This window comes from Peribacillus sp. YIM B13481 (assembly GCF_042787985.1).
In the GTDB taxonomy this organism is placed as follows: domain Bacteria; phylum Bacillota; class Bacilli; order Bacillales; family DSM-1321; genus Peribacillus; species Peribacillus simplex_A.
This window is the reverse complement of record NZ_JBHZPE010000056.1, coordinates 1-25,345: the sequence shown is the minus strand read 5'-3', so window position 1 is coordinate 25,345 and position 25,345 is coordinate 1. Positions and strand designations below refer to the sequence as shown.

23 protein-coding genes and 2 pseudogenes are annotated in these 25,345 nt (G+C 41.6%); 7 read left to right on the top strand and 18 right to left on the bottom strand.

Going from position 1 to position 25,345, the window contains the following annotated elements; translation table 11 throughout:
• Window positions 1–120: 120 nt before the first annotated feature.
• The 3 genes from ACFX4X_RS21910 to ACFX4X_RS21900 all read right to left on the bottom strand — a co-directional run bounded on the left by ACFX4X_RS21910 (window position 121) and on the right by ACFX4X_RS21900 (window position 2,762).
• Window positions 121–402 carry an alpha/beta hydrolase gene (locus tag ACFX4X_RS21910; RefSeq protein ID WP_284469467.1) on the bottom strand — a complete coding sequence of 94 codons (282 nt, stop codon included), beginning with the start codon at window positions 400–402 and terminating at the stop codon, window positions 121–123.
• Between the two features lie 110 nt (window positions 403–512).
• Window positions 513–1,022, bottom strand: coding sequence for a MepB family protein (locus ACFX4X_RS21905; protein ID WP_284469466.1), 510 nt, complete (start codon window positions 1,020–1,022; stop codon window positions 513–515).
• Between the two features lie 246 nt (window positions 1,023–1,268).
• A complete protein-coding gene (locus ACFX4X_RS21900) occupies window positions 1,269–2,762 on the bottom strand; it encodes a peptide MFS transporter (protein WP_089362707.1) in 1,494 nt (497 codons plus the stop codon).
• A 327-nt stretch (window positions 2,763–3,089) separates the two neighbouring features.
• On the opposite strand from ACFX4X_RS21900, the gene ACFX4X_RS21895 reads away from it, so the two are divergent.
• Window positions 3,090–3,314: a hypothetical protein gene (locus ACFX4X_RS21895; RefSeq protein ID WP_377386415.1), complete on the top strand. Its 225-nt coding sequence runs from the start codon at window positions 3,090–3,092 to the stop codon at window positions 3,312–3,314.
• A 104-nt stretch (window positions 3,315–3,418) separates the two neighbouring features.
• On the opposite strand, the gene rsiV is transcribed toward ACFX4X_RS21895, so the two are convergent.
• Both rsiV and ACFX4X_RS21885 read right to left on the bottom strand, forming a co-directional pair.
• A complete protein-coding gene (gene rsiV / locus ACFX4X_RS21890; protein ID WP_377386412.1) occupies window positions 3,419–4,288 on the bottom strand; it encodes an anti-sigma-V factor RsiV in 870 nt (289 codons plus the stop codon).
• Window positions 4,273–4,788, bottom strand: coding sequence for an RNA polymerase sigma factor SigV (locus ACFX4X_RS21885; RefSeq protein WP_377386409.1), 516 nt, complete (start codon window positions 4,786–4,788; stop codon window positions 4,273–4,275). The genes rsiV and ACFX4X_RS21885 overlap by 16 nt, the downstream gene beginning before the upstream one ends.
• A 185-nt stretch (window positions 4,789–4,973) precedes the next feature.
• Between ACFX4X_RS21885 and ACFX4X_RS21880 the strand changes: the two genes are divergently transcribed.
• On the top strand, window positions 4,974–6,380 hold the full coding sequence (locus ACFX4X_RS21880) for a polysaccharide deacetylase family protein (protein WP_284469462.1): 1,407 nt from the start codon (window positions 4,974–4,976) through the stop codon (window positions 6,378–6,380).
• A gap of 100 nt (window positions 6,381–6,480) precedes the next feature.
• On the opposite strand, the gene ACFX4X_RS21875 is transcribed toward ACFX4X_RS21880, so the two are convergent.
• A complete protein-coding gene (locus tag ACFX4X_RS21875; protein WP_089362702.1) occupies window positions 6,481–7,200 on the bottom strand; it encodes a YebC/PmpR family DNA-binding transcriptional regulator in 720 nt (239 codons plus the stop codon).
• Window positions 7,201–7,461: 261 nt separating this feature from the next.
• On the opposite strand from ACFX4X_RS21875, the gene ACFX4X_RS21870 reads away from it, so the two are divergent.
• Entirely contained in the window at window positions 7,462–8,178 is a 717-nt protein-coding gene (locus ACFX4X_RS21870; protein WP_377386406.1) for a DUF4261 domain-containing protein, read from the top strand.
• 351 nt (window positions 8,179–8,529) lie between these two features.
• On the opposite strand, the pseudogene eutC reads toward ACFX4X_RS21870, so the two are convergent.
• The 7 genes and pseudogenes from eutC to ACFX4X_RS21835 all read right to left on the bottom strand — a co-directional run.
• A pseudogene (gene eutC / locus ACFX4X_RS21865) lies at window positions 8,530–9,282 on the bottom strand (ethanolamine ammonia-lyase subunit EutC); the annotation flags it as partial.
• A gap of 14 nt (window positions 9,283–9,296) precedes the next feature.
• Window positions 9,297–10,661, bottom strand: coding sequence for an ethanolamine ammonia-lyase subunit EutB (locus ACFX4X_RS21860; protein ID WP_377386403.1), 1,365 nt, complete (start codon window positions 10,659–10,661; stop codon window positions 9,297–9,299).
• A gap of 18 nt (window positions 10,662–10,679) precedes the next feature.
• Complete coding sequence (locus ACFX4X_RS21855; RefSeq protein WP_377386400.1) at window positions 10,680–12,086, bottom strand: ethanolamine ammonia-lyase reactivating factor EutA; 1,407 nt, start codon at window positions 12,084–12,086, stop codon at window positions 10,680–10,682.
• 18 nt (window positions 12,087–12,104) lie between these two features.
• Window positions 12,105–13,376, bottom strand: a complete 1,272-nt coding sequence (gene eutH, locus ACFX4X_RS21850) for an ethanolamine utilization protein EutH (RefSeq protein ID WP_089362697.1) — start codon at window positions 13,374–13,376, stop codon at window positions 12,105–12,107.
• Between the two features lie 146 nt (window positions 13,377–13,522).
• Window positions 13,523–14,107, bottom strand: a complete 585-nt coding sequence (locus ACFX4X_RS21845; RefSeq protein ID WP_377386397.1) for an ANTAR domain-containing response regulator — start codon at window positions 14,105–14,107, stop codon at window positions 13,523–13,525.
• 9 nt (window positions 14,108–14,116) lie between these two features.
• Window positions 14,117–15,490, bottom strand: a complete 1,374-nt coding sequence (locus tag ACFX4X_RS21840; RefSeq protein WP_377386394.1) for a sensor histidine kinase — start codon at window positions 15,488–15,490, stop codon at window positions 14,117–14,119.
• Between the two features lie 316 nt (window positions 15,491–15,806).
• A pseudogene (locus ACFX4X_RS21835) lies at window positions 15,807–16,006 on the bottom strand (SDR family oxidoreductase); the annotation flags it as partial.
• A 97-nt stretch (window positions 16,007–16,103) separates the two neighbouring features.
• On the opposite strand from ACFX4X_RS21835, the gene ACFX4X_RS21830 reads away from it, so the two are divergent.
• Window positions 16,104–16,223, top strand: coding sequence for a DUF4023 family protein (locus ACFX4X_RS21830; RefSeq protein ID WP_061465287.1), 120 nt, complete (start codon window positions 16,104–16,106; stop codon window positions 16,221–16,223).
• Window positions 16,224–16,274: 51 nt separating this feature from the next.
• Here the strand turns inward: ACFX4X_RS21830 and ACFX4X_RS21825 are convergent, their stop codons facing one another.
• The 4 genes from ACFX4X_RS21825 to brnQ all read right to left on the bottom strand — a co-directional run bounded on the left by ACFX4X_RS21825 (window position 16,275) and on the right by brnQ (window position 21,688).
• Window positions 16,275–16,970, bottom strand: a complete 696-nt coding sequence (locus tag ACFX4X_RS21825; protein WP_061466258.1) for a hypothetical protein — start codon at window positions 16,968–16,970, stop codon at window positions 16,275–16,277.
• Window positions 16,971–17,159: 189 nt separating this feature from the next.
• Complete coding sequence (locus tag ACFX4X_RS21820; RefSeq protein WP_377386391.1) at window positions 17,160–19,076, bottom strand: vWA domain-containing protein; 1,917 nt, start codon at window positions 19,074–19,076, stop codon at window positions 17,160–17,162.
• A 15-nt stretch (window positions 19,077–19,091) separates the two neighbouring features.
• Window positions 19,092–19,958, bottom strand: coding sequence for an ATP-binding protein (locus ACFX4X_RS21815; protein WP_089362692.1), 867 nt, complete (start codon window positions 19,956–19,958; stop codon window positions 19,092–19,094).
• Window positions 19,959–20,356: 398 nt separating this feature from the next.
• Window positions 20,357–21,688 (bottom strand): branched-chain amino acid transport system II carrier protein, encoded by a 1,332-nt coding sequence (gene brnQ, locus ACFX4X_RS21810; protein ID WP_377386388.1) that lies wholly within the window; start codon window positions 21,686–21,688, stop codon window positions 20,357–20,359.
• Window positions 21,689–22,049: 361 nt separating this feature from the next.
• Between brnQ and ACFX4X_RS21805 the strand changes: the two genes are divergently transcribed.
• Window positions 22,050–22,616, top strand: coding sequence for a sugar O-acetyltransferase (locus tag ACFX4X_RS21805; protein ID WP_377386385.1), 567 nt, complete (start codon window positions 22,050–22,052; stop codon window positions 22,614–22,616).
• A gap of 43 nt (window positions 22,617–22,659) precedes the next feature.
• Here the strand turns inward: ACFX4X_RS21805 and ACFX4X_RS21800 are convergent, their stop codons facing one another.
• Complete coding sequence (locus ACFX4X_RS21800; protein WP_061465292.1) at window positions 22,660–23,304, bottom strand: SDR family oxidoreductase; 645 nt, start codon at window positions 23,302–23,304, stop codon at window positions 22,660–22,662.
• A 348-nt stretch (window positions 23,305–23,652) separates the two neighbouring features.
• On the opposite strand from ACFX4X_RS21800, the gene ACFX4X_RS21795 reads away from it, so the two are divergent.
• Window positions 23,653–23,916: a CD3324 family protein gene (locus ACFX4X_RS21795; protein ID WP_061465293.1), complete on the top strand. Its 264-nt coding sequence runs from the start codon at window positions 23,653–23,655 to the stop codon at window positions 23,914–23,916.
• A 159-nt stretch (window positions 23,917–24,075) separates the two neighbouring features.
• Window positions 24,076–24,711: a FusB/FusC family EF-G-binding protein gene (locus tag ACFX4X_RS21790; RefSeq protein WP_377386380.1), complete on the top strand. Its 636-nt coding sequence runs from the start codon at window positions 24,076–24,078 to the stop codon at window positions 24,709–24,711.
• The last annotated feature ends 634 nt before the right edge of the window (window positions 24,712–25,345 follow it).

Below are 25,345 nucleotides of genomic sequence, written 5' to 3'. Positions count from 1 at the left end.
AAAAAAGGTAGATTTCCTCAGAATAAACTGAGAAAAACTACCTCTATTGGCCCGAAGGGACTTTTTCAGTGCCCTCTCAATGAGATGCCCTTTTTTCGCTTGAATTTTGGATGAACTCACCTATTCAAACAAAGGGATTTCCGGCGGCATCCCGGCTTCAGGCAAGAAATAAATGAAAATGGTGAAACAAATGATAAGCACGGAAAAGATGATGGCAATAACCGAAATGCCCAAGAGAAATTTTTTACCTGCTAAATATAAGCTGATCATCAGACTTGCAAACCCAATGATCAAATAAATGCAGGCTCCAACATATGAATTCAACTTTGGGAGAATCCCCGTGATGAAAAGCAGAACGAAAGTCATTTGCAGGGATATGCATATTCCAAGTAAACGTATCATTCTTACCTCCTGTCTATTTAAAAAGTTTAGTGAGATATTTAAATATAAAACTCGCCCCTATCAGCCTCTTCATGAACCATTGATAGCTAAGTGGTTCCTACATGGAAAATTTACATAGAATATAGGTCTAAAATTTTTTGTATGGGTAACTTATTCGCATGACTCAAATCAACAAAAAAAGGTAGTTGCCACTTTTGAGTCTTTATTGCCTGTTTACTAGTTGGATTATCCCAAATAGGATAAATCCTTATTGCCATTTTCCCTTTTACATTTTGCGTTTTAAGGACATTTTGTTTTGCGAGAATTTCTTTCGGGAAGATAAATTGCCCAAAATGGTCATTACTCATTGAGGTATTGATGACCAATAAATCAGGAGAATTTTCATATGCAAAGGGTTGATTTTTATCATTTTCGTCTTTTTCCCAAAACGCAACAAACTGTCCCACTTTATTGGGTGTTATTTTTGCGACTCTAAATCGAACCGATTTTGCATTTAAGTGAAATGTTCCAGCTCCGTATTCGGAATTTTGATATTCTTCTTGAATTGATTTTATAGACAGATGATTAGGTTCATAAACTATTTTGTTTACATGAGTTAAAGCTCTATAAAATTTATTCATTTCGCTACTCCTATTTACTTTGGAATGAAGCTTCATTGGTTTTTTAAGCATAAACTATGAGGCTGCTAAAACATCATATCAATTTTTTGGTAAAAATGGTATGTAATCAATCTGGCACGGTCGATACTATTACAATGCGAAAAAGCAAGATGCCAAAATCATTGTAATAAAAAAGATGACCCCGTTTAATTCGAGGTCATCTTCATTATATAGTCCATTCCTTTTTTCCTTACTGCTGGCTAAGTGTTAGCGAATGCCTTTCATGTAACCTTGAATCTTTGGTGATAAGGCCATCAGGGCCAGTCCAAGGATTATTGAAGCAACGCCGATCACTCCAAAATAAGCCATTTCGGTTTGAGGAGTGTAGAATCTGACGATTTGTGCGTTTAGTGCTTGTGCTGCTGCACTTGCCAGGAACCACAGGCTCATCGTTTGTGCCGAGAATGCAGCTGGAGCCAATTTTGTAGTTGCTGAAAGTCCAACAGGGGATAAACAAAGTTCTCCAAGCACTACAAGGAAATAGCTAAGTACAAGCCATAGCGGATTGACTAAAGAGTCTGATCCACCGAAATAAACAGGAAGCAGGATCACCAGGAATGATAAACCGGCGAACAGTAGACCTATTGAGAATTTTTGCGGTATGGTCGGCTGGCGCTTTCCTAGTTTAATCCATAACCATGCGAATACTGGTGCAAGGGTAATGATGAACAAAGGGTTCAATGATTGGAACCATGCCGGGTTTATTTGCATTCCAGCAAAATTCAACTGTGTCCGTTTGTCTGCATAACTTGCTAATATAGTTGCACCTTGCTCTTGAATTGCCCAGAACATGACAGCTGCTATGAACAAAGGAATATAGGCCATCAATCGTGAACGTTCAACAGAAGTTGTTTTAGGGCTGCGATACATGAAAATGAAATAAAGGGTCGGAATAAGGATCCCTAGAATACCTACAAGATTAATAAAGGTTTTAATCGTTAAGATACCTTTAGTGGCAGTGATGCCGATGATGGCAGCTAAAATCAATGCAGCTATTCCCAATTTAGTGAATACGGTTTTCTTTTCATTTTGTGATAATGGGTTAGCAGGAAGAGTTCCAGCTAGGCCCAGGTTCTTTTTCTTTGTTGCAACAAAGACGATGAGCCCAATTAACATACCAATTGCCGCCAGCCCAAAACCAAGGTGGAAGCTGTAGTTCATTCCGACTGTACCGACAAGAAACGGTGAAAGGAATGCACCCATGTTGATACCCATATAGAATATACTGAAACCGGAATCCCGGCGATCGTCATTTTCTGCGTATATTTCCCCTACAATGCTGGAAACATTCGGTTTTAATAGACCAGTACCCAGAACAATGAGTACCATGGAAACAAAGAACATGGAGAGACTGCCTGGTACAGCAAGGACAATATGCCCGAGCATGATTAAAATACCACCGTAAAATACGGCTTTTGAAGTCCCGAAAATCCTATCGGCAAGCCATCCGCCAATTATACCGGACATATATACTAAAGATCCGTAGATGGATACTAGGGCAAGGGCTGTGTGTTCATCAAGACCTAGTCCCCCTTTAGAAACTTCGTAATACATATAGTAAACAAGAATGGCCTTCATGCCATAATAGGAGAAACGCTCCCAGAACTCAGTAAAGAAAAGGGTGAATAGTCCTTTTGGGTTTCCAAAAAAACCTTTTTGGGGTACACTATCCACAATTTTCTGTTTATTTATCGTTGCCATACCTAGCCCTCCTTTTATTATTGTATAATAACTTTTATTTTCTCTGTTGTAAACAAATATTTAGTATATTTAAATAATTAATTTCAAAATAAATAATAATAGCTATTAAACAAAGCAAATCACACTAAAATCCTCCTAAAAAAAACGTCCAATCAATTTAGTCTAAAAGGAAGCTTCCATAAATGATATATTGCCCTAACTTTACCCATGTATTACGTTTGATAACAGTTTGGTTACGAGAGGGAAATTGCGAACCTTGAAAAAACCAGCCAAAACCGTTATATACACCGTATAATAGAAATAACAAAAAAATGAGGAGGCACAAATATGATAGGGTTAGTAACCGTTGTAATGATATTTTCCATTCCCATTATTGGAATCCTAACAAGCCATTTCGAAAAACAGGCAAAAAACAAACATAATATGATTAAAGACGAATTGGAACTCGAAAAACTTAAACACGCGAACTTCCTTATTGAAACGGAAAAAATGAGGCTGGAACTGGATCAGATGAAATTTGATGAAAAAAAAGACGAGCCAAGGTTACTGTAGTCAAGTAACATTGGTTCGTCTTTTTAATGGTTTTTGGGAGTTCCCGTTTTATAAACCCCTCGCCCTTCATAAGTATAATTAACGGACATTACAAATAAGGTCATTTAATGGATATATTGATCGCCAACAAGAAGGTCTGACAGCACCTTTGTCGGGATGATGAACTCGACGGCCCCCATATACCCGGGCGCAGCTTCATAGCTGTTAAAGGCGATGACTAGCTTGCCATCTTTGTTTATATAAAAGTTTTGGTTTTCATCAATGCCTTTAAATGCAGTAAGATCATCATCTTCGACCCAATATATCTTTTCCGGATCTTCAGCCATCTGCCGCTTCATCTGTTCCTTGATGTTCTTACTGATCACCTGAAGATAACGATCATCTTTAAATAGGCTATTTAACGTTAAAAGCACTTCGTTTTTCTTGTCGACTGTATCGAATTGACTTTCTGTAGAACTGGAAGCAGAAATCGTGTCCGTATAGCGCTGTACGGATAATATCGTTTCATTATCTGTCAATATCTCATATCCGCTTTCCACCGAGATATTGCCCTTTTCCCCTTCCTTCAGTTTTGACATGGAGTCGGTGAATTCCTTGTAGAGCTGCTTGCTTTCCGATAAGTATTTATCATTCAGGCTATTTTCAAGCTGTTTATTCTCCAGTCCGGAAATTGCAGGTGTTTTGATCACGGCCGAGGAATTATTCACATCCTCTTTCCACTCGACGAAGGTAATCACTTTAATGACCTTATCGACTATCGGAATATCACTCATGGCCTTTGCCGCTGCCGGACTGATGTTTACGGAAGCTGTCACTATCAGAAGCGCTGCAGCCGCAGACACCAGGATATTCCTTCCAACCCTTGGCTTCTTCCTGGGCTTTTCATTCAAAGCTGCTTGAACGACATCATTCAATTCTTTAGGGATCGGTGTTTTAAGATACTCTTCCCGCAGATCTTTTAATTTTTTTTCCATCTTTTCGTTTCCTCCCGTTCAGTCATGTTAATCCGCAATAGTTGCAGCGCTTTATATAATCTCGTTTTAATCGTGCTTACATTCTCTTCCAGAACCGCCGCTATCTCTTCCAACTTCAGGTCCTCAAAGAAACGAAGAACGACTACTGTTTTATACTTGACCGAAAGTCCTTCCAGGGCCTTTTGTAAATCCAGGTCGGGGTAGTGATCTTCCTCTCCGCTGCGTAAGTATTCTATTGTTTCGTCATCGGCGACTGTCAGCTTCTTTTTCTTTCGCAAAACATCAAGTGACGTTCGGACTATGATCTTATATAACCAGCTATCTATAGAAGCAGCGTCTTTTATTTTGTTGCTGGAGGCAAGTGCTTTTCTAATCGATTCCTGCACGATATCAAGCGCATCCTCTTGATTTTTGACATAGTAAAAAGCAAGTCTGTACAAATTGTCTTGCCGTTCGGTTATCCGGGCCGTTATTAATTGATTCATATCTAGATTTTTCATTGCATGATAGAGCTCCTTACATTTAAATTACGTATCCTAGGTACAAAGGATAGACGTTCGTGCAGCCATAAAAGTTTGAAAATGAACAAGGAAATATTTATAAATAAAAAAATGAAAATTTTTACAAACTTTTAAGGCTTTTGGCGCGTCTATATAGTAGAATGATTATCGAGGTGGAGTGCAACATGAGGAAACTAAATTATAAAAAAGTCTTTATTTTTCTATTTTGTCTAATAGCTGCAGTGGGAACGGTGGGGTTAGCCATCAAAAGCCTTGCTTTTGATAAGAAGAGAACCGTTTCCGCCTATACAAACGATAAAAATTACCCGGAAGCTGATATTCAAACGTATTTGAAAGATAATACGAAAGGCGGTTATTCGGCAAGCAGACCCGTTTTGCATATAGAAAATATCGACAAGCAACTAGAAGCTTACATAAAGAAAGAAATTAAAGATTATGAAAAAAGATGGAAAGCATCCGACGGAAAAGCATCCGAGCTTAACCTCACATACACGATCCTTCATTTCAGCCAGCAGACCATTACCATTTCCTTCGATAAATATGAACAAGTGGAAGGAAAGAAGCAGTCCGAATCCCGGATCTTCACTTATGATATTCCATCTCAGCAAAAGCTCTCTATAGAAGACATCTTTGCCACGGATTCTGATTATTTATCCGTTTTATCCGATATTGTTTTTGAAGAGTTAACCGAGAAGGAAGAAGAAGGCATTTCACAGAGTCTTATTAAGAAGGAAAACAAACTGAAGGCGGCCAACTTCGATTCTTTTTCAGTCTTGAAAAATACGCTTGTATTCTACGTTAAGACTGATGATTCAACTAAGACACATACAATAGCCATCAAGAAGGAACTTTTTAACGATAGCTTGCTAGATTCATATAAAAGTAAAGAATTGAATGAGGATCGTGTAAAGGAATGGCAGCCGAAACATATCGTCGCTAAACTGCCCGTGCAAAATGAATGGATCGACCCATCAAAAAAGGTCATTGCCTTGACGTTCGATGACGGGCCACATCCAATTCATACCATGTCCATTCTTGAAGACCTGAACAAGTATGATGCACACGCGACCTTCTTTGTGCTTGGAAGCCGTGTACAGCACTATCCGGAAGTTCTGCAAAAAATGCTTGAACAAGGAAATGAGATCGGCAACCATTCATGGGATCATCCGCAGCTGACTCGCTTAAGCAAGAACAAAATCAAGAGTCAAATCGAACAGACCCAAGACGCTGTAGAAAAAGCTACAGGTTCTGAGCCAAGTCTCGTCCGTCCCCCATATGGAGCGATTAACGGTAATGTGCGTGAATACATGGAGGATATGGAAGTCACACTCTGGGATGTCGATCCCGAAGATTGGAAAGACCGCAATGAAAAGAAAATCGTGAGCAAAGTGATGAGTAAAGCCAAAGACGGCGGAGTCATATTAATGCATGATATCTATCAAACTAGCGCCGAAGCTGCAGGAAAAATCATCAAACAACTGCATGACAAAGGGTATCAGCTGGTCACTATTTCGGAAATGGAAAGGGTAAAGAAAGACCGTGAACTTTCCGGAATCGTCATAAATGAATAATCAAAAGGAAAGAGCCTGTTTCATCATTCAAAACAGGCTCTTTTGCATCAGATAAAATAAGCAGGCCTTTGATCATATAGCAAAGGTCCCGCCCGTTTTTTCATTCACCAAGATCTACATTATGATAAACTTGTTGCACATCTTCCAAATCTTCCAATGCATCAATCATCTTTTCGAATTGTACCTGTGCATCTTCTGGAAGGGTTAGGTCATTTTGTGCAAGCATCGTCAGCTCTGCCACTGTAAAATCGGTGATTCCCGCATCCTTGAATGCTTGTTGCACAGCATGGAATTGTTCAGGTTCAGCATAAACGATGACCGCTTCTTCTTCTTCAATGATGTCACGTACATCAACATCCGCTTCCATTAACAGTTCAAGCACATCATCAGCCGTTTTACCTTCAATCCCGATGACAGCCGTTGCATCGAACATATAAGCAACAGAACCGCTGACACCCATATTCCCGCCATTTTTCCCGAATGCGGCACGTACATCAGATGCCGTCCGGTTCACATTGTTTGTCAATGCATCCACGATGACCATTGATCCATTTGGACCGAATCCTTCATAACGAAGTTCGTCATAGCTTTCTTCCGAACCGCCTTTAGCCTTTTCAATCGCACGGTCAATGATCGCTCTGGGAACATTGTACGTTTTCGCACGCTCAAGTACGACCCTTAACGCCTGGTTGGATTCCGGATCTGGTTCACCTTGTTTCGCCACTACATATATTTCCCGTCCGAACTTAGCATAAATCCGACTTGTATTTGCATCTTTTGACGCTTTTTTTTCTTTAATGTTATTCCACTTACGACCCATTATATTCCACTCTCTTTCATCATTGAATATACCGATTAGATTATTAAGATACTGCCCTACGAGAAAACCAATTACGGGAATTCCTTTGAAGATAGGCTATACGTTTACTAGATTATATTATACATCAATTGTATAAGTTTGAAAAAGTCCTGTACATCCCTCACTCGCATTAACTCAGCGGGTTGGCGCTATATATTATAAAATGCTATGGTGACATCAAGAGTGGTATAGTATGAATTGATCGGAAAGGAGAGATGATTCATGACGGAAAACCAAATCATCATCGGGATACCCGGAAAGTGGAAGGACCGGGCAGAATTGATTCAAACGGTCGCTTCCCAAAGCGAAGGGTACCTGTTAGCAGGGAATATTTTTTATACCAAGGATAAGAACATAACTTTTCAGGCAGAAATCCAGGATTATGAACCCACTTTAAAAGAGACCTTTTCTTACGCCAGTAAAGATGCCTTTTCAGAGAGATTATTAGCGGAAATCAATGAACATACCTTTACCGTTTATATAATAGCCGATACCGGAAATGTTACGGACTTGATCGATGCTGGGGCAGCAATCCTTAGGGCAGGCGGAATGGCAGTGAAAATAGAAACAGCTGGCATTGCCCATTCAAAGGAAGATTGGCAAAAGCTTCATCAAAGCCCCGATATTCTCTCGGTATATGCCCATTTTGCCACGATCATTGGAGAGGAAGATTATTATTGTTCATTCGGAATGAAAGCCTTTGGGCTTCCAGATGCCGTGACACTTAACACAATGAGTCCGAAAGAGGCGGCATCTTTACTTAACACATTTAATTATTACCATCTAGGTGAACGGCCTCTCTTTACAACTGGCGAAACCTTTAGCATACAACAAGATGCCCCCGACTTTATATTGACGGGCCTTCAGGACTTTAGATATGAAGAAGACCATCCCTTCTACAACCCGTTTGGATTGTGGAATTTAGGGACAAGTAAATAGAGGAACGATTCGCTCCTCCCAGACTTTAGACAAATTCGAACTGCCCCGTAAATGATAGACACCAAACTAACATTTACGGGGTGTTTTTTATTTTAAAAACGTTCCGATTGATTTCAGAAATCCGCTCCCTTTCCGCCGACTGTCTGCCAAGCCTCCTCGGCGCAAGCGCCTGTGGGGTCTCAGCTAGCCAGTTATTCGGCAGGTGTGTCGCAATTTTCTTCCACCAATAACGGATTCATAAAACAATAAAAAAACATATAAAGCGAGTGCCTGGAGAGGAAATCAACGACCTAGTCTTAATAATCATCAGGAAAGAGACCATCCGAACTTCCTTTTTTAGACACTAGGGGTTCAACCGAATTTTTCACTCTTTTCTTTTTCATGTTCTTTCTTCACGAGTGTCATGCCGCTCGCTTGGTATTTAAGGATCTTTTGAATGACCGTGCCAAGATGTGCACCCGCTTCAACTGGCGGGATCCCGCCTTTATGGATGTTGGAAATGACCATCCTCTCTGCTTCAATTATGCCCAAACAAGGTTTATAGCAAATATAAGCGCTTAATGATTCAGCACTGACAAGACCGGGCCGTTCGCCGATCAACAGGACAATGACCTCAGGCCTAAGGATTTCTCCAATATCATCCATCACGGCAACCCGGCCCTTTTCAATATAGAACGGTGTACCTGCATCCAATTTTGCCGCTGCCAAAGATTGTCTGAAAGATAAATAGACGTCCTCCACATTCTCTTCGATCGCCTTGGCACTTAAGCCATCGGAAATGATGATTTGAACCGTTGGGGCCTTTATGCATTTTGCTTCGATCATTCGCTTTGCTTCGTCCGACAGCTTCCTGCCATAATCCGGACGCCGTAAATAGACTTCCTTATCATCGGCCTTCGTTTTCACCTTGAATAAATCCATGCGTTTCAATAGAGTTTCACTGACTTCACCATATACAGCATCAACGGCCGCCGCATGGTCAAAACGGAATTTCAGCCAGGAATCCGTTTTAGGACGTGTCCCCGATCTGCCTATCCCTATCCGGGCAGGGGTTTTCGCTATCAAGGCATCCAATTCTTCTTTATTATTCGGATCTTTCATTCCCATATCATCCACTCCTAATGGTTAAATATAGTTGGATCACCGGCACGCTTCGTTAACTTGCCGTTTTCCAGAATCCCCATCTTCACCAGCCAAGCTTCATATAATGGGGCTGGCCGCTTATCCATCGTTTGTCTCAATGTCGCAATATCGTGATAACTCAAAGACTGATAGTTTAACATGCAGTCATCCCCCATCGGAGTTGCGATGATGAAATTCACACCAGCCGCCGTTAAAAGTACACCCAGGTCCTCGATATCATTCTGATCCGCCTTCATATGATTCGTATAGCAAATATCCACTCCCATCGGCAGACCATGCATTTTTCCCATGAAATGATCTTCCAACCCGGCGCGGATGACCTGCTTGCTGTTATATAGATATTCAGGTCCGATGAATCCGACGACCGTATTGACAATGTACGGATCAAAATAGCGGGCAAATCCATAGTTTCTGGCTTCAAGCGTCACCTGATCGATTCCGAAATGCGCTTCCGCCGATAACTCCGAGCCTTGCCCCGTTTCAAAATAAAGATGCTGCGGACCTGTGCCGGTCCCATGAGCCTTTGCCACCTCGTTGGCTTCTTCGAGCAATTGAACGTCAATTCCAAAAGAACGATTGGCCGCTTCCGTTCCGGCTATGCTTTGAAAGATCATATCAGCAGGTGCACCCTGCTGTACTGCCTTCATTTGAGTGGTCACATGTGCAAGTACACAATTTTGGGTCGGGATGTTCCACTTCTGGATTACGTCCTGTGTCGCATGAAGCAGCCGCTTTACGCTTTCGACTGAATCATCAACAGGGTTGATTCCAATGAGGGCATCCCCGATTCCATAGGAGAGACCTTCTTTCAAAGATGCGAGCATGCCATCCACATTGTCAGTCGGGTGGTTAGGCTGAAGGCGCGAGGCAAGCGTTCCCTTGTATCCAATCGTACTATTATTCTTTGTGAGCACTTCGATTTTATTGGCAGCATGGATAAGGTCAAGGTTCGACATGATCTTGGCTGCCGCAGCAATCATTTCACTATTCAGCCCCCTGCTTATTCGCTTTAAATCGTCACCTGTCGTTTCGTCACTCAAAATATATTCACGAAGCTCGGCAACGCTCCAATTCTTCACAGATTGATAGATGGCTCCATTGATGAGACCATCTATGATCCGTGACACTTCATCCTCTTCCGGGGAGAGTAAGGGATAATTCCTAATGTCCGCCAAAGTCAATTCGCTAAGCACAGCTTTCGCCGCAATCCGTTCTTGGACAGAATCCGCCGCAATTCCCGCAAGCCTATCTCCTGATTTCTCTTCATTCGCTTTGGCCAAGACTTCTTTCAACGATTTGAATTGATGGATTTCCCCAAAGTATTGAGTAGATAATTTCATCGTATAATCCTCCGTTTCTTAGTTGTGGAAGGTCAGTGTTTTTACGACAACCGGAACGACCCCTGTCCGCAGCAGCCTTCCTATATCTAAATAATCCCCATGTTCCACTTGTGTCTGATCAATGCAGATGACCGGCAAATCTGGTCGGTTCGCTAGAAATGTTTGACCAAGCACCTTCCCGTAATCACTGTCCATCACAATTATCAGAGGTTGCTGCTGATTCGGTTTTTGCATCAAAGCCTCGGTAAATTCGGCTGCAAGCTGCTGTATGTCCCGAAAAGATAGATAAGGTAAATTCGTTAAATAAAAGGCAAAATTCAGTCCTTCCTTTAGTGGATCGTATATCGTTATCGCATCCTGAACCGATTGTGCCATTGTCCCGGTTCCATCATCCAGCACGCCTTGAAAATCGATGCGGTAGACTGGGATATTACGGACTGGCAGATGAGAATCATTCACCTCGATGGTAGCACCGCTGATTTCTGTTGTATGCGTGCCTGCTCCTAGAACAGTCGCCCGAACCGTTTCAACGGGCTGTTCCCACTCCCATGCAGCCAATACTTCATTTTCCTTTATAGAGGTTGCAAGCATCATGCCGATATCCTGAAAGCTTTTGTCTTCCCGTTCTTCATGATAGATGCAATCACTGACACCTCCCGAGAACATCAACACATCTATTCGTCCTGTCCAAGATGGCTCCTTCCCCACTATTAGAAGTTCATCTTCTTTTGTGAATGAACCAGCCAAAAACCTCGAAAGCACCTTAGACATTTCATTTGCGATGATTACCCGATCAACATTCAAAGGTGAATGCCCTTTTGATTTCAGCCATTTTCCTATTGAGGGAGCAACCTTCACCTTCGCTCCCTCCCATTCCACCAAACGGCCTCCTATATGCAGTGTGCAAGTTCCGCAAAGCATACCAGAACGGTATACGGCAATATTCGCCGTTCCCCCGCCAATATCTATATTCGCTATAGTCTTTCCTGTCTCGATCGAATGTTGATAGGCACCAGATCCCTTTGCGGCAATGATTCCCTCCAAATCCGGACCAGCTGCCGCTACAAGGAATTCCCCTGCCGCTTTGGATAACCGGTATACCATTTCTTCTGCATTTTGTTTGGTTGCCGTTTCACCTGTGATGATGACGGCCCCTGTTTGTATGTTTTCCATCGTGATCCCGGCTTGATGGTATTCACTTTCCACCATACTTTGAACAGCAGGTATATCAATAACCGTATCGGATAAAAGCGGGGTCTTGAAAATGGGACTTCGATACAGAATTTTCTTATCGGTAATTTCTATTTTTGGCACCTGTCCGCCACCCGCAACATTCCTAAGCGAAAGCTCGCTGATAACAAGTTTCGTCGTACTAGTGCCAATATCGATTCCTGCACTGATGATTCGTTCCGTCTGTTCATTCATTAAATTCACACCTCAGTTTTACACCACTTGGATTTCATCGCTATCTTCTTCCTGGTTATTCGTTTTATATTCATTTATGCCGATGACTCCCGCTGCACGATCTTTTTCCTCCAATTCCAAAGCTTTCGGAACGGACAGCCAGTAAGCAAGACCGATTCCAATAGCGCCGGCAGATAGCTTGCCTACTATGACGGGTAAAATTAAGGATGGCTGAAAGTTGGCTGTGAAAGATAAATGATCGCCTAATAGGAAAGCTGCACACACAGCGAAGGAAATGTTTATGACCTTATCCTTCGGAGGCATATCTTTAACAAGTTTGAACATCGCCAATATATTGGCTACCGTGGCTAATATCCCTGCACTCCCCGCTTTGCTCAATCCGATTTTCCCGCCCATCACTTCAAGCGGCCTGCCTGCATATTTTTGAATCAAGTAAATCATTGGAAAAGCACCTGCCAGCATAATCCCGATATACCCTGCCGTTTCCAGGGCACGGAACTGATCCGCCTTATCGGCCATGATGGGATGGAACCCCCAAGCACCAAATACATTGGAAAACAGTCCGGTGAAAATCTCCACGATTGAAAACACGAGTACAAGTTTAATCGCGGCATCCAATATTTTCCCAAACCACATGAACCCTTTGATCATCAAATCCGGCAGGAAATAAAGACCTAACGCAAGCAGCACCACAAAAATAAGAAGTGGAGAAAGATTCAAGGCAATTTTCAAATAGCTCAACGCGAATTCGTGTGTAGAATTCGCATTCGTGGAAATCACTTCGCGAATTTTCGAATTCGTTGCCACCACTAGCACGCTTGAGATAAAGGCGCCAATGGGAATCGTCAGGATCCCTGACATGACACCAAGTGCCATGTATTTATGATCACGCTTCTCTAGCATGGCAAGCCCCATTGGAATCGAGAATACAATCGTTGCTCCAGACATGAATCCGACAATCATCGCCATGATCCAGCCTTCATATGATTCCTGCAGCTCGGCCGCCAATTGATAGCCGCCCATATCCGTTGCCAAAATCGTTGTTGCAGCGAGTGCGGGATCTGCACCGATCGCCGCGAAGATCGGTCCGCATACTGTATCGATGAACCATGATAAATAAGGGATCGAGGCCATGATTCCAGCTGCCGGGATAAATATATGGCCAACCGTATGCAAACCTTCCATGAACTGTTTGCCCAAGCCTTGCTCACTGTCTTTAATCGATGCCATTGCACCGACAACGGCACACACCATAATGATATAAATAACGAATTTACCTACCATCTCCATACATATTCCCCCTGAATTACGATTTGATTTGGCCTATCGACTTTAAAAAAGGGTATAAAAAAAGACGCCTCTTATAGCCCAAACTTTGGTTATTTCAGTAGAATTGCCTACCTACAACCAATTTGGTCCATCAAAGCGCCATTGCTTCATCTATTCACTTGTTTTTGATCCTTTGTAACAATTAGGCGTGCCACTGTCTCCATGGAAAGCTGCTTATCCATGCTTAGCTTTCTCAGTTTTTTGTAAGCGGTTTCTTCCGATACATTCTTCATTTTCATGATAATTCCTTTTGCCTTTTCAATGACTTTACGATTTGTGAGCGTTTCATCCAATTGGGCATTTCGTTCCTGATACTTTTTTGCATTGGCTGCTTGCAGTAAAGCTATCTCCACTGCGGGAATCAAATCCGCCTCCGTTATTGGCTTTACAAGATATCCTACGATATTTGCCCGTTTCGCCTCGTCGATATATTCACGCTGGCTGAATGCAGTTAAAAGCAGGACCGGTATCTGAAAGGTATTGGAAATCACCTCGCTAGCCTTAAGCCCATTCATTTTAGGCATTTTTATGTCCATCAAAACGAGATCCGGCTGCAGTGCATGTGCCAATTCAATCGCCTTCTCGCCGTCACGTGCATGTCCAACCACATCGAAGCCTGCATCCTTGAGCATAATCGTTATATCAAGGAGAACGATCGATTCATCTTCCACGACCAAAATCCTCTTGACCACGTCTCCCACCTACCTCTTGTATGGAAATCTTACAGAAGCCAGGGTACCACCTTTAATCTGGCGAATAGAAAACTCCCCTTCCAAATCATTTTCCACTGTCATACGGATGATATCCAGCCCCAAAGAAGGTTTCACTGCCGGCGAATATCCGATGCCATCATCCTTAACTTGAATCTCCAATTCAGAACCATCCTTGTGAAAGCATACAGTAATCTTCCCATCCGTCCCTTCCATGAAAGCATGCTTCACACAATTATGAATGAGCTCATTCACCACCAGCGCGACGGAAATGCCGATGTCGGAATCAATGGAATGAAGCTCCCCCGAATATTCAATGCTTATGACATTACGGGCATGATCCTCCGTACAAACAATCATATCTCCTATTTTCTTAATGAGCTCCAATAAATCCACGTGGTCGACATGGCTGCTTGCCAAAATGATTTCATAAACCGACGATATGCTTAACACCCGGTTCAAACTGACCAATAAATGGGGCTTGCTTTCTTCTGGGGCCCCTATCCTCATTTGCAGCCGAAGTAAACTGGCAACAGTCTGCAAATTATTCTTCACCCTATGATGAATTTCACGAATGGCTACTGACTTGCTAATCAGCTCTCTCTCTTTATCCCGCAGTTCAGTCAGATCCCGGATGATGATGAACGTTTCATTGGCATTCTTGTTGCCTAAATGGAACTTCCTTATTTGGAAAATCTTTTTACCAATGTTCAGTTCCATCATTAAAACCTCTTCTTTTGAAGCAAGAACATCGGCAAAGCCTGGAAAATAATTTAAAATGGAGTCCCCTAAGACACAGTCGGTCAAACATATTTCCGTTACTAAATTAATGGCGGCGGGATTCGTATAGACAAGTCGGTTCTGGCTATTAATCAGGAAAATGGACTCTTCGATAAATTCGGGAACTAAGGAATTTTGTTGATCTTGCCTTCCAAACTGATTAAACGTTTCAGGTTCTTCTTGAATCACCTTCTCCATGATCAAAACGGCTATGACCCGATTGCATTCCCCCTTGACCGGAACGACACTTTGCTCCACCATCGCTCCCTCTTGAGTCAATGCTCGATTCACGAACATGTCCTTTCCGGTCCGCAATACATAAAATACTGCCGGCTCAAAAGCCTCATAGGCAAATTTCCCGACAACCGGATGATCATAAACCGATTTTACGGAATGTGCGCTTGCCTCTGCCACGACTATGGCATGCTTCCCTTCAAGCACCGGACAATCAATAAAGACATTCGCTTTATTCAAATTGGCTATCAACGATAAATTCGCAGACAAGTTTTCAAGAGTTTGAATATCCTTGTCCAGTAAATGAGTATGCATCTCACATAATTCTCGGACAGCAGTTGTCCGTTCCATAGGCAAAACCCCAATAAACGTTTATTCATGGATATTATTATTGATTATTATAGTTACCGCCCTTATTTTTGTCAATATTCAAAATATTCAAATGTTATGTATTCTAACATTAGATAACGATATTTAAATAGTATTCAATTTCATGGCCACCATTGCATTAGCAGGAGTCGCCTGGCAAAAATGGATCCGCTTTTACCCCTTGTTTTTTATCCGGTTCCTCTTATCTGGCGCTTTCTTATCATCGCTCAAACAATTCAATGGAATGGTTAAATTCAAATGAAAGAAATACTAGAGCAACTTTCATCATTACGTTGCTTTAATTGAATAAATTAAACGCCCTACTCGTCTGACCCGTAACCCATTGGGTTTGTTTACTCACTAAAAATGAAACCACATTGGCAATGTCATTCGTTTCACCTAAACGTCCGGAGGCATTCATTTTTTTCATCCCTTCAATTTGCGGCCCTACATAAACAACTCTGTGTTAACCGGTCCTGGAGCAGTTGCATTGATCGAAGCCTTGTTGATAAGCGAAGAATGTCCCCTTCCATACTCATGAATTTCACCTCTTTTGGTTATAGTAAAGAAGAAAATAACGGAGGAGGTCCATTCCATGAAAAGTTCAAAGGAATTTGTTGAGAGCATTCAAGAGCAGCAAAAAAAGGAAGAAGGCAATTTTCGCCGCCAAGGTAACGGCAACCCCGCGCAGAAATTACCGAATAAAAAACATTAATGAAGCCCATCACCAAAAAATCCCCGCCTTATATTAAGGCAGGGATTTTTTTCATTCCGGTGTACTTTTTTTCTTCTTCATCACTTCGATTTCTTTTGAAAATGTGTCTTCTATCTCCTTTTTATTTCCATATAAAAAGAGGTTATCCCCTAATTTAATTTTATACTCATATAACTCTTTCCTGATTTTCACTTCTCCGCTTTCAATAAATAAAATATTGATGTCCGCTCCATGTGGTATGACATCAAACACTTTGACATCAATGAATTCGGAGTCCTCATAAATATCAATCTCCATGACCACGTCTTCATCTTCTAAAAATAGGACCTCTTCTATCGGATGTTCCCATAATTCATAATGATTGTACATCTCACTGCGCATCTTATTCGATATTCTATTATTCAGGAACGGAGTTTTCACAAAAATGGCTAAAACCACCAATATTCCAATAATGATGCTTAACTCCATCAAACGAAGGTCATCTGTAAGCAATGTACTAATCGATGAAATGATGACAGCAAGTGAGAAGGCACCAAATAAAATCAAAAACATGCTTATTTTCCTTCGAACGGGATGATCAATAATGGATTTTGACTCGTCAGTTGTAAAACCGGTACCTGTAAGCATGGAGATAACCTGAAATCTGGCTACAGTGCTTTTTAATCCAGTCAATTTCAACAAGGTAACCGATATTTCAATAACAAGAACAATAATTATAAAATAAAGTAGCATAAACACTAAATTCATCAAAATGATCACTTCCTCATCTATGGTTTACCCCAATCCCGTCAAAGAAATCATTCACTTACTGCGAAGAACTGGCATGACAAACAAAAAAACACAGTAAGATCCAAATCTGAATCCTACTGCGTTTATCAATTTATCAATCAGCATCTATCATAACTTCCAATTTCATTATTATTATTATGTTTCATATCAAATGGTCTTCAGCAGTAGTTTTTTTAACAGCGGTGTAAATTGTTCGGGTAATTCAGCTACACTCGGAATCATTAACCGTTCTTTGCCATAGATGTTTTTCATCGTCATTTCTTCACTTTCATCTACGCTGCCATCCGCTAAAAACAGGCCTAAAACTTCTATTCCTTTTTTCCTTGCTTCTGATACGGCCAGATGTGTATCGACTATTCCATTTTGATCATAATCGGCAGCTGCCGGCTCACCATCGGAAAATACGAGCAAGAAACGGTTTTTTTCACGTCTCTTTTCCAATTCCATTGTGGCCACCCTGATACTGTATCCGTCCCGGTTGTCTTCCTCCGGTTCAAGCTGCATGATTTTCGCTCCTGAATTCAGATAAAAAGAATCGGAATGGGACTGGATTACATGGAAGTAATTCGGCTGATATCCTTCTCTCACTTCATTTGCATCTTCCCAAAAACCTACGATCGAGTGGGGGATCCTTAATTTTTTCAGCACTTCATGAAACAGGACGACCCCCCGTTTCGTTTCATCCATCTTGTTATGCATTGAAGCCGAGCAATCGATAAGCAATGTGAATACGGCATCCATTTCATTTGAATCCTGGTTCTTTTTATAAAAGACCCTTGGATTTTCTTCAAGTACAAGCGGCAGTAATTTTTTCGATAAACGACCAAAAACCAAATCTTTTCTTGGTGCATTCTTTTTATTTTCCAATGTCTTTTCAATTGTACTGGAGAGTTTTCTCTTAAACGGTTCGATATCGGCAACAAACTCACGGTAGCGCTTCTCCTCAGTAAGTGTTGGTATTTTGGCTTCTTTAATTACCTGAACGACGTCTTTATTTTCTTCACCAAATGGATGTTCACCACTTTTGCCAATATTCGTTTGTTTCTTCTCTAGTGTTTCCTGCTGATTGTATTCCTTTTGTTGACTTTCCCCTGATGAGCCCTGAATCGAAGCCAGTGCTTGGTCGGCATCTTCCGCTTCACGCGCACCTCCGCCCATCAGACTTGTTTTCGTTCCTTGCTCCAATTCAAATTGAAGAAAGGTCGAATTATTCTCGCCGTTCTTATTCTCTCGATGCCAAGTCGAGAACTTTTCATCAATGAACTCACTTTTTTCTTCGTCTACATCTTCTGTATCATCGTTCAACAGATCATCATTTCTAGTCAGTTCATCAAATAAGGTATTTGCTGTATACTTCTCCACATTTGCAATTGGGAAGATGAAATATTCATTCATCGTATCCTTGTACTCATCGTTCACACGAAATACGATTTGCTCACAGATCCTCGTGATATCACTGGTGTTATTGGCTTCAAAGACCGAATGGATGAAAGGTTTGATTTTCTCCAGTTCTTCCAGCTGCCGTACATTGGCCCTGGGGAAAATCGGGTCCGGCCTGTCGGATTGAAGCAGTAAATATATGAGGCAGTATAATTCATCCAGTGCAAAACTTCTTGTGACATTCGTTGCTAATTGGCTTTCGAAATATTGTTTAAGGTAAGCCCTCCTTACCGAAAACCATTTTTTCGTGCCTGGCCTTTCTTTTTTCACCAATTCTTCCAACCGCAAGTCTTCCAATATAGCGAATAATTGGGCTGCAAACTTCGGAAGCGAACTTTCCCCGATGATGTCCTGGTACTCCTTCATGCTCTGGATTGTTGAATGATGCAGCGTACCTATCGTCCTAAGGAGCACGTCTGTTTTCAGCCCGGCTTCCTTCACTTCCTTATTTCCGTTTTCCCAAAAATGGCTGGCTGTTACCTTATACTCGATCAGATCAATGAAAGAGCCATAATTGTATTCGAATTCCAGCTCAGGAATGCCGGATAAGACAGTCGAGAGATCCTGCAGCTGTAAAAAAAGGGCCGTATCAATTATTGAATCATTGAATCGGATATACTTCATGAGGCATTCTCCTAGTTAGAATAATGTGTCAGCCAAGTTCTTCACAAACTCACGCTCCCGTTCCTCGTCCAACTTATCCACAACGGAACGGAGAATTGCCCGTTTCGGCGGGATCAATACACTCAGATCGCAAGCATCGAGCAAAGCCCTGATCGATGCCGCATCTTCTGCCACTTTCCCTTGATTCACGGCATTTATCAAATCACTCGACAGTTTAACGAACAATTCAATGCTTCTTGGGTCCTTCAGCTTTGTATTGGTTTCTATCAATTGCTTTAACTGCTCCCCTTCGATATAAGGAACTTCAATGACGACAAACCTATTTTTTAGCGCTTCATTCAGTGGCACTGTACCGACATACCCTTCATTGATTGCAGCAATTACATTAAAGCCATCTTTTGCAGTGATGACTTCATTCGTGAACGGATTCGTTATCGTCCTTCTGTAATCAAGCACCCCATTGATAAGCGGCAGTGTTTCCGGCTTCGCCATGTTGATTTCATCTATATATAGGAAATGACCGTGAGTCATCGAATTGATCACAGGCCCAGGTACGAATTCTATCACCTGTTTTTCATCTTTATAAGCCAATGTCTTGAAGCCCAATAAGCTTTCGGCATCCAAGTCGACTGAGCAGTTGACACTGAACATTGGCTGGTTGAATAGATTCGATAATGTCTCGGCAAACTTTGTCTTTCCAGCACCTGTCGGACCCTTCAAAAGGATATTCTTCCCCATGCTCAAGGCCGTAATGGCATCTATCATCAACTCCATCTCGGGAGGCAGATATCCGCCGCTCCTTATCAATTCCTCAAATTGAGCAGGATTCTTTTTGCTTGCTTGTAATATATTTGCGATTTCTATTGGTAATCGATTAATCATTTTGTTCCTACACCCCTTTCTGAACATTTTAAGGCTCTTTCCCATTAAAAACAAACACTAAGGAAAAGAGCTGTCATCAAGACAGCTCCAGTTTGTAGACAAACTCGAAGTAAAGCAGTTTGCCTGCAGTTTTTTTATTTGAGAAACGTTCCAGTTGATTGGAACGGGTGTGCGAGACTTCTGCGGGAAAAACGCGTCAAAGGGAGGCCCCACAGGTGCAAAGGCGCCGAGGTCGGACCTCCCGCGGAAAGCGAGTGCCCTACGTTCCAATCAACAGACCCTCAAAAAAACGGTAGGCAAACTCAATTATTATCGAGTTTGCCTACCGTCTGAATAGCTGTCATCAAGACAGCACCTTTCATGATTTGAAGTTCATTCTCATATAGTTAATGAAGACCTTAATAGGCTTCCCTAGGATCCCTTTTCATCAGGCTTATCATATAGCCCAATAAACCGCCTATTATGGCAGGAATCACCCATCCTACCCCTACACTATATAGTGGAAGGTATTGAATGAAAAGATCCGAAACAGTTTCCATTTTAATTCCTGATGCCATTAATCCATCCATTATGCTGATGATGGCCGTTAATAACAAGCTTACAAAGTATACCTCCGATTTCCCTTTGAAAAAGGAATGGAAGAACGTTAGCACAATCAAAACGATCGCCACGGGGTAAAGCACCGTTAACACAGGCACCGTAATGGAAATGAGCTTGGTCAAACCTACATTGGCAACAGCTGCACTAAAAACGGAGAAGATGACGACAAATGATTTATACGAAATAACAGGCAGTATTTTATTGAAGTACGTAGAACAAGCCGTTATCAACCCAATGCTTGTAGTTAGGCATGCTGCGATCACAATCAATCCCAACAACACTGCACCGGCCGGTCCGAAAAAATGATGTGAGGCTTGAGCCAAAACGTCTCCGCCATTATCCAGATGACCCAGTTTTTCCACACTTGTCGCTCCGACATAAGTCAAGGCCGTATAAACGATCACCAACAAAGAAGCGGCTATTAAGCCGGCTTTCATGCAGAAGCCTAGCACTTCTTTTCTTGAAGTGATTCCCTTTTCTTTGATTACATTAATGATAATGATTCCAAAAGCAAATCCAGCCAGTGTATCCATTGTCAAATATCCTTCTTTAAATCCCTTAAAGAAAGAATTATCTGAATAATTTGCCGATGGTGACTGGATTTCACCCATTGGGTTAATAATTGCGACCACAATGAGGATCCCGATGAAAATCAATAATAGCGGTGTTAATATTTTGCCGACAACATCCAGCATTTTTGATGGATTGATCGATAATAAACAGGCAACTCCAAAGTATATGATCGTGAATACCAGCAGTGGTAAAAAACCGACATCATTGGAAAGGAAAGGTTTAATCCCTATTTCGTAAGATACACTCCCCGTTCTCGGAAGAGCGAAAAGCGGTCCCAATGATAAATAAAGAACGACCGTGAAAATGATGCCGAACATCGGGTGTGCCCTGCTCGCAAGCGATTGGACATCATTTTTGCCTGAAAAACCAAATGCCAATATTGTAATGAATGGCAATCCAACCCCAGTAATGATGAATCCTAAACTAGCCGACCATAAATTGGTCCCAGCGGATTGACCGAGCATGGCAGGGAAGATTAAGTTTCCTGCACCAAAAAATAAAGCGAAAAGCATTAATCCTGTAACAATAATAAAAGAAAGTGGTGCTTTCTGTGACATAATGAGGCCTCCATTGTTTTGATTCTCTTAAACGAAGAAAAGAGTTGTCCATCAATTTCCGATAAAGGTTAAATGAACTTCTGTCTATTCTACTTATCTGTTAACATGTACTTACATGAAACTATGAATTATACATAACTCTCCTAACTATAAAATCCGATGGAACGTTTGTCAAAACTATTTCATTAATTATTCGGAAAAATCTTTCTTTTCTTACTTCTTTTTATGAAAATGAGTGAGGCATTTAGATTCAGCAGAAAATTTGAGTAAAAAGTACTGCAATTTATTTTGCGAATAAAATGTTTTAATATTCAGATATTTATTAATTCTATATAAATACAAGAAAAAAGGAGAAGGAAATATGATTACTGAAAAAGAAAAGATGGTGAACGGGGAACCCTATATGGCTGCTGATCCGGAATTAATAAGGGATAGGGAAAATGCAAGAAAGTTAACCCGGTTATACAATCAGACAACCGAAAACGAAGGGGATGAACGAACCTCACTGCTGAAACAGCTTTTCGGTTCCATTGGAACAAATATATATATTGAACCCACTTTTCGCTGTGACTATGGATATAACATTACTGTCGGGGAAAACTTTTATGCCAATTTCGATTGTGTCATTTTGGATGTTTGTGAGGTGAAAATCGGCAGGGACTGCATGTTGGCTCCCGGAGTGCATATCTATACTGCCACACATCCGCTGGATCCCTTCGAACGCTGTTCTGGAGTGGAATATGGAAAGCCGGTTACGATAGGGGATCATGTATGGATTGGCGGAAGGGCCATCATCAATCCTGGCGTTACAATTGGGAGTCATTCCGTCGTCGCCTCAGGGGCCGTCGTAACAAAAGATGTTCCTGATGGCGTTGTTGTCGCTGGAAACCCAGCGAAGGTCATCAAGCAAATTGAAGGAATTGAATAGCAGAGCTCACTCGCCCCTGAGTGGCCCTGCCCCCATTTGTCCGTTAAATATTCCTCAATGCTTCCGCAATCACAGTATCCCCAGAGATTAAATCGAAAGAACGCTTGTAGGTATTTTCCTCGGTCAATGACGCAAAAATCGTTCGAGCCACATCTTCCCGTGAAATCGAACCCCTTTCCAATTCTTCAGCGGCAGTCACTTTGCCCGTTCCCGGTTCGTTCACTAGTCCGCCAGGCCGAATGATGGTAAATATTAAATCGCTATGTAACAATGCCCTATCCGAATAGTGCTTGGCCACATAATACGGTTTGATGGCTTCATTCCAGTTTTCGCGATTATTGGCCTGAAAAGCACTCACCATGATGAATCGGTCGATTCCCAAATTTTCTGCCGCTTCAATCGTTTTAACAGCACCATCCAGATCAATCAACAGCGTTTGATCAGCTCCGGTGCTTCCTCCGGATCCCGCTGTAAATACGATGGCATCACAGCCTTTTGCCGCATTCGCAATCTCATCAACTGAGCCCGTTAAGCTGACTACTGCAGATTCAATTCCATTTTTCTCAAAATGTTGCCTTTGTTCTTCTTTACGAATCATTGCCCTTACACTATGATCCGGGCTATCTTTTAATAAATCTACCAGGTGTTTACCGATCTGCCCATTTGCCCCAACTACGAATACTTTCATAAAGTCAGCTCCCATAATGGTTAGTTTGGTTACAGTTCAAATTATTTCATGTACACAGCTCATTTTCAAACAATCAGCCCGTCATACATTGGAAAAAGTTTGGCAACCAGCCATATATATTTTATAATAATGACAATACGTGTTCTTTAGGGACATAAAGGGGAGGTGTAAAGATGGCAATAAGAATATTAATGCCACCTTCTGCAGCGTCTCATGCAAAGCCTAGTATTGGAGGCGATACTTTGCATGGGGTTAAATTAAGCTAAACTTAATCGCCCGACTTATCATTTCTAATATTTGGCTTTGCACCTTATTTCATTCTTAAAAAAGAATAAGGGGCTGGCAGAAATGAAATATGTAAAAGCAACGGCCGTTTTGCCTGAAAAGCTGATCGTTGAAATTCAAAAGTATGTGCAAGGTGAAACCATATATATCCCTAAACCTGAAAAGGCCCATCACAAATGGGGAACCCGTTCGGGATCAAGGGAACTGATCGATGACCGAAATGCCACTATAAAATATGCATTCAAAGATGGTCATAGCATCCATCAATTAGCCGAGGAATATTTTCTCTCCGCGGAAACCATCAAGAAAATCGTTTATTCCAAATAGGATTGCATGTGTAGCACTGATAATGATATCAGTGCTATTTGTATGCCGAGTATGTTTCTTAGTCGTTTTCCCCCTTTTAAAGCAGATATGATTTCTGTAAAGTAAAGAGAAACGGTATCATGTGACAAGTATCGCGCAACAGAAACAGGAGTGAAGAAAATGGAACCTTTTATCAGAAGCGAGCAGTATAACTTCATTAAATCACAAACACAGATTCTCATAAATGGACACGCGACCGCCAACGATAAGGATGTGATCCACACCCTGAAAACAGTCGCAAAAGAAAGGGTTTTAAGCTTATTCAATGACTTGAGCGAAGAGCAAAAACAACTGCTGGATCCAGTGGATACCATTAAAGATCCCGCACAGGCCGAAGTCTTTCTCTTACAGGTAAAGCCATTTGTGATCCCATTTAAAGAAGTAACCGAAAAAACGATAAAAAAATTATTTCCTAAGGCAAAGAAATTAAAAGCCCCTTTGTTGGAAAACATGGATTTGAGAGAGATTTCATACTTGGGATGGGATGATGTCGGTTCCGGAAAAAAATTCATCATTGCACACCATCATAATAAACTCACAGGATTGCACGGAACCATTAAACCAACCAACAAAAAAGGAATCTGTGCCATTTGCAGTCGCTTTGAAGAAATAGGGATGTTCATGTCCGAAACAAAAGGAACCATCCAAGGGACATTCATAAAAAAAGGGAATTATATTTGCCTGGATAGTATGAAATGCAACCAGAACATAACGACTTTAAATAAAATGACCGACCTAATCGATCGGCTGAAATAATTAGGAAAAGCAATCCTTTAATGGTGAAGGATTGCTTTTTCAAGTTTGGGCTTTTACTCGAAAGTTTCGGCGTTTCACTCGTGAATTTCGGGCGTTTACTCGTGAGTTTGTGCGTTTACTCGTGAATTTCGGGCGTTTACTCGTGAGTTTGTGCGTTTACTCGTGAGTTTTTGCGCTTTACTCGTAAGTTTGTGCGTTACCCGTGAGTTTCGGGCTTTTACTCGTGAGTTTCGGCGTTTTACTCGTGAGTTTCGGGCTTTTACTCGTGAGTTTCGGCGCTTTACTCGTGAATTTCGGTCGTTTACTCGTGAGTTTCGGCGTTTTACTCGTAAGTTCGTGCACTTACTCGTAAGTTCGTGCACTTACTCGTAAGTTTTGGCGCTTTACTCGTGAATTTCGGCGTTTTACTCGTGAGTTTCGGTCGTTTACTCGTGAATTTCGGCGTTTTACTCGTGAGTTTCGGTCGTTTACTCGTGAGTTTCGGCGTTTTACTCGTGAGTTTCGGCCATTTACTCGTGAATTCCACTTTTCCCACAATAAAAAAAGGAAGCACCATATGAAGTGAACCCAAAAAGTTAGACACTTTATTTAATTAGGCAGCCTTGAGGGCATGAACCCGGTAATCTACCGGGCT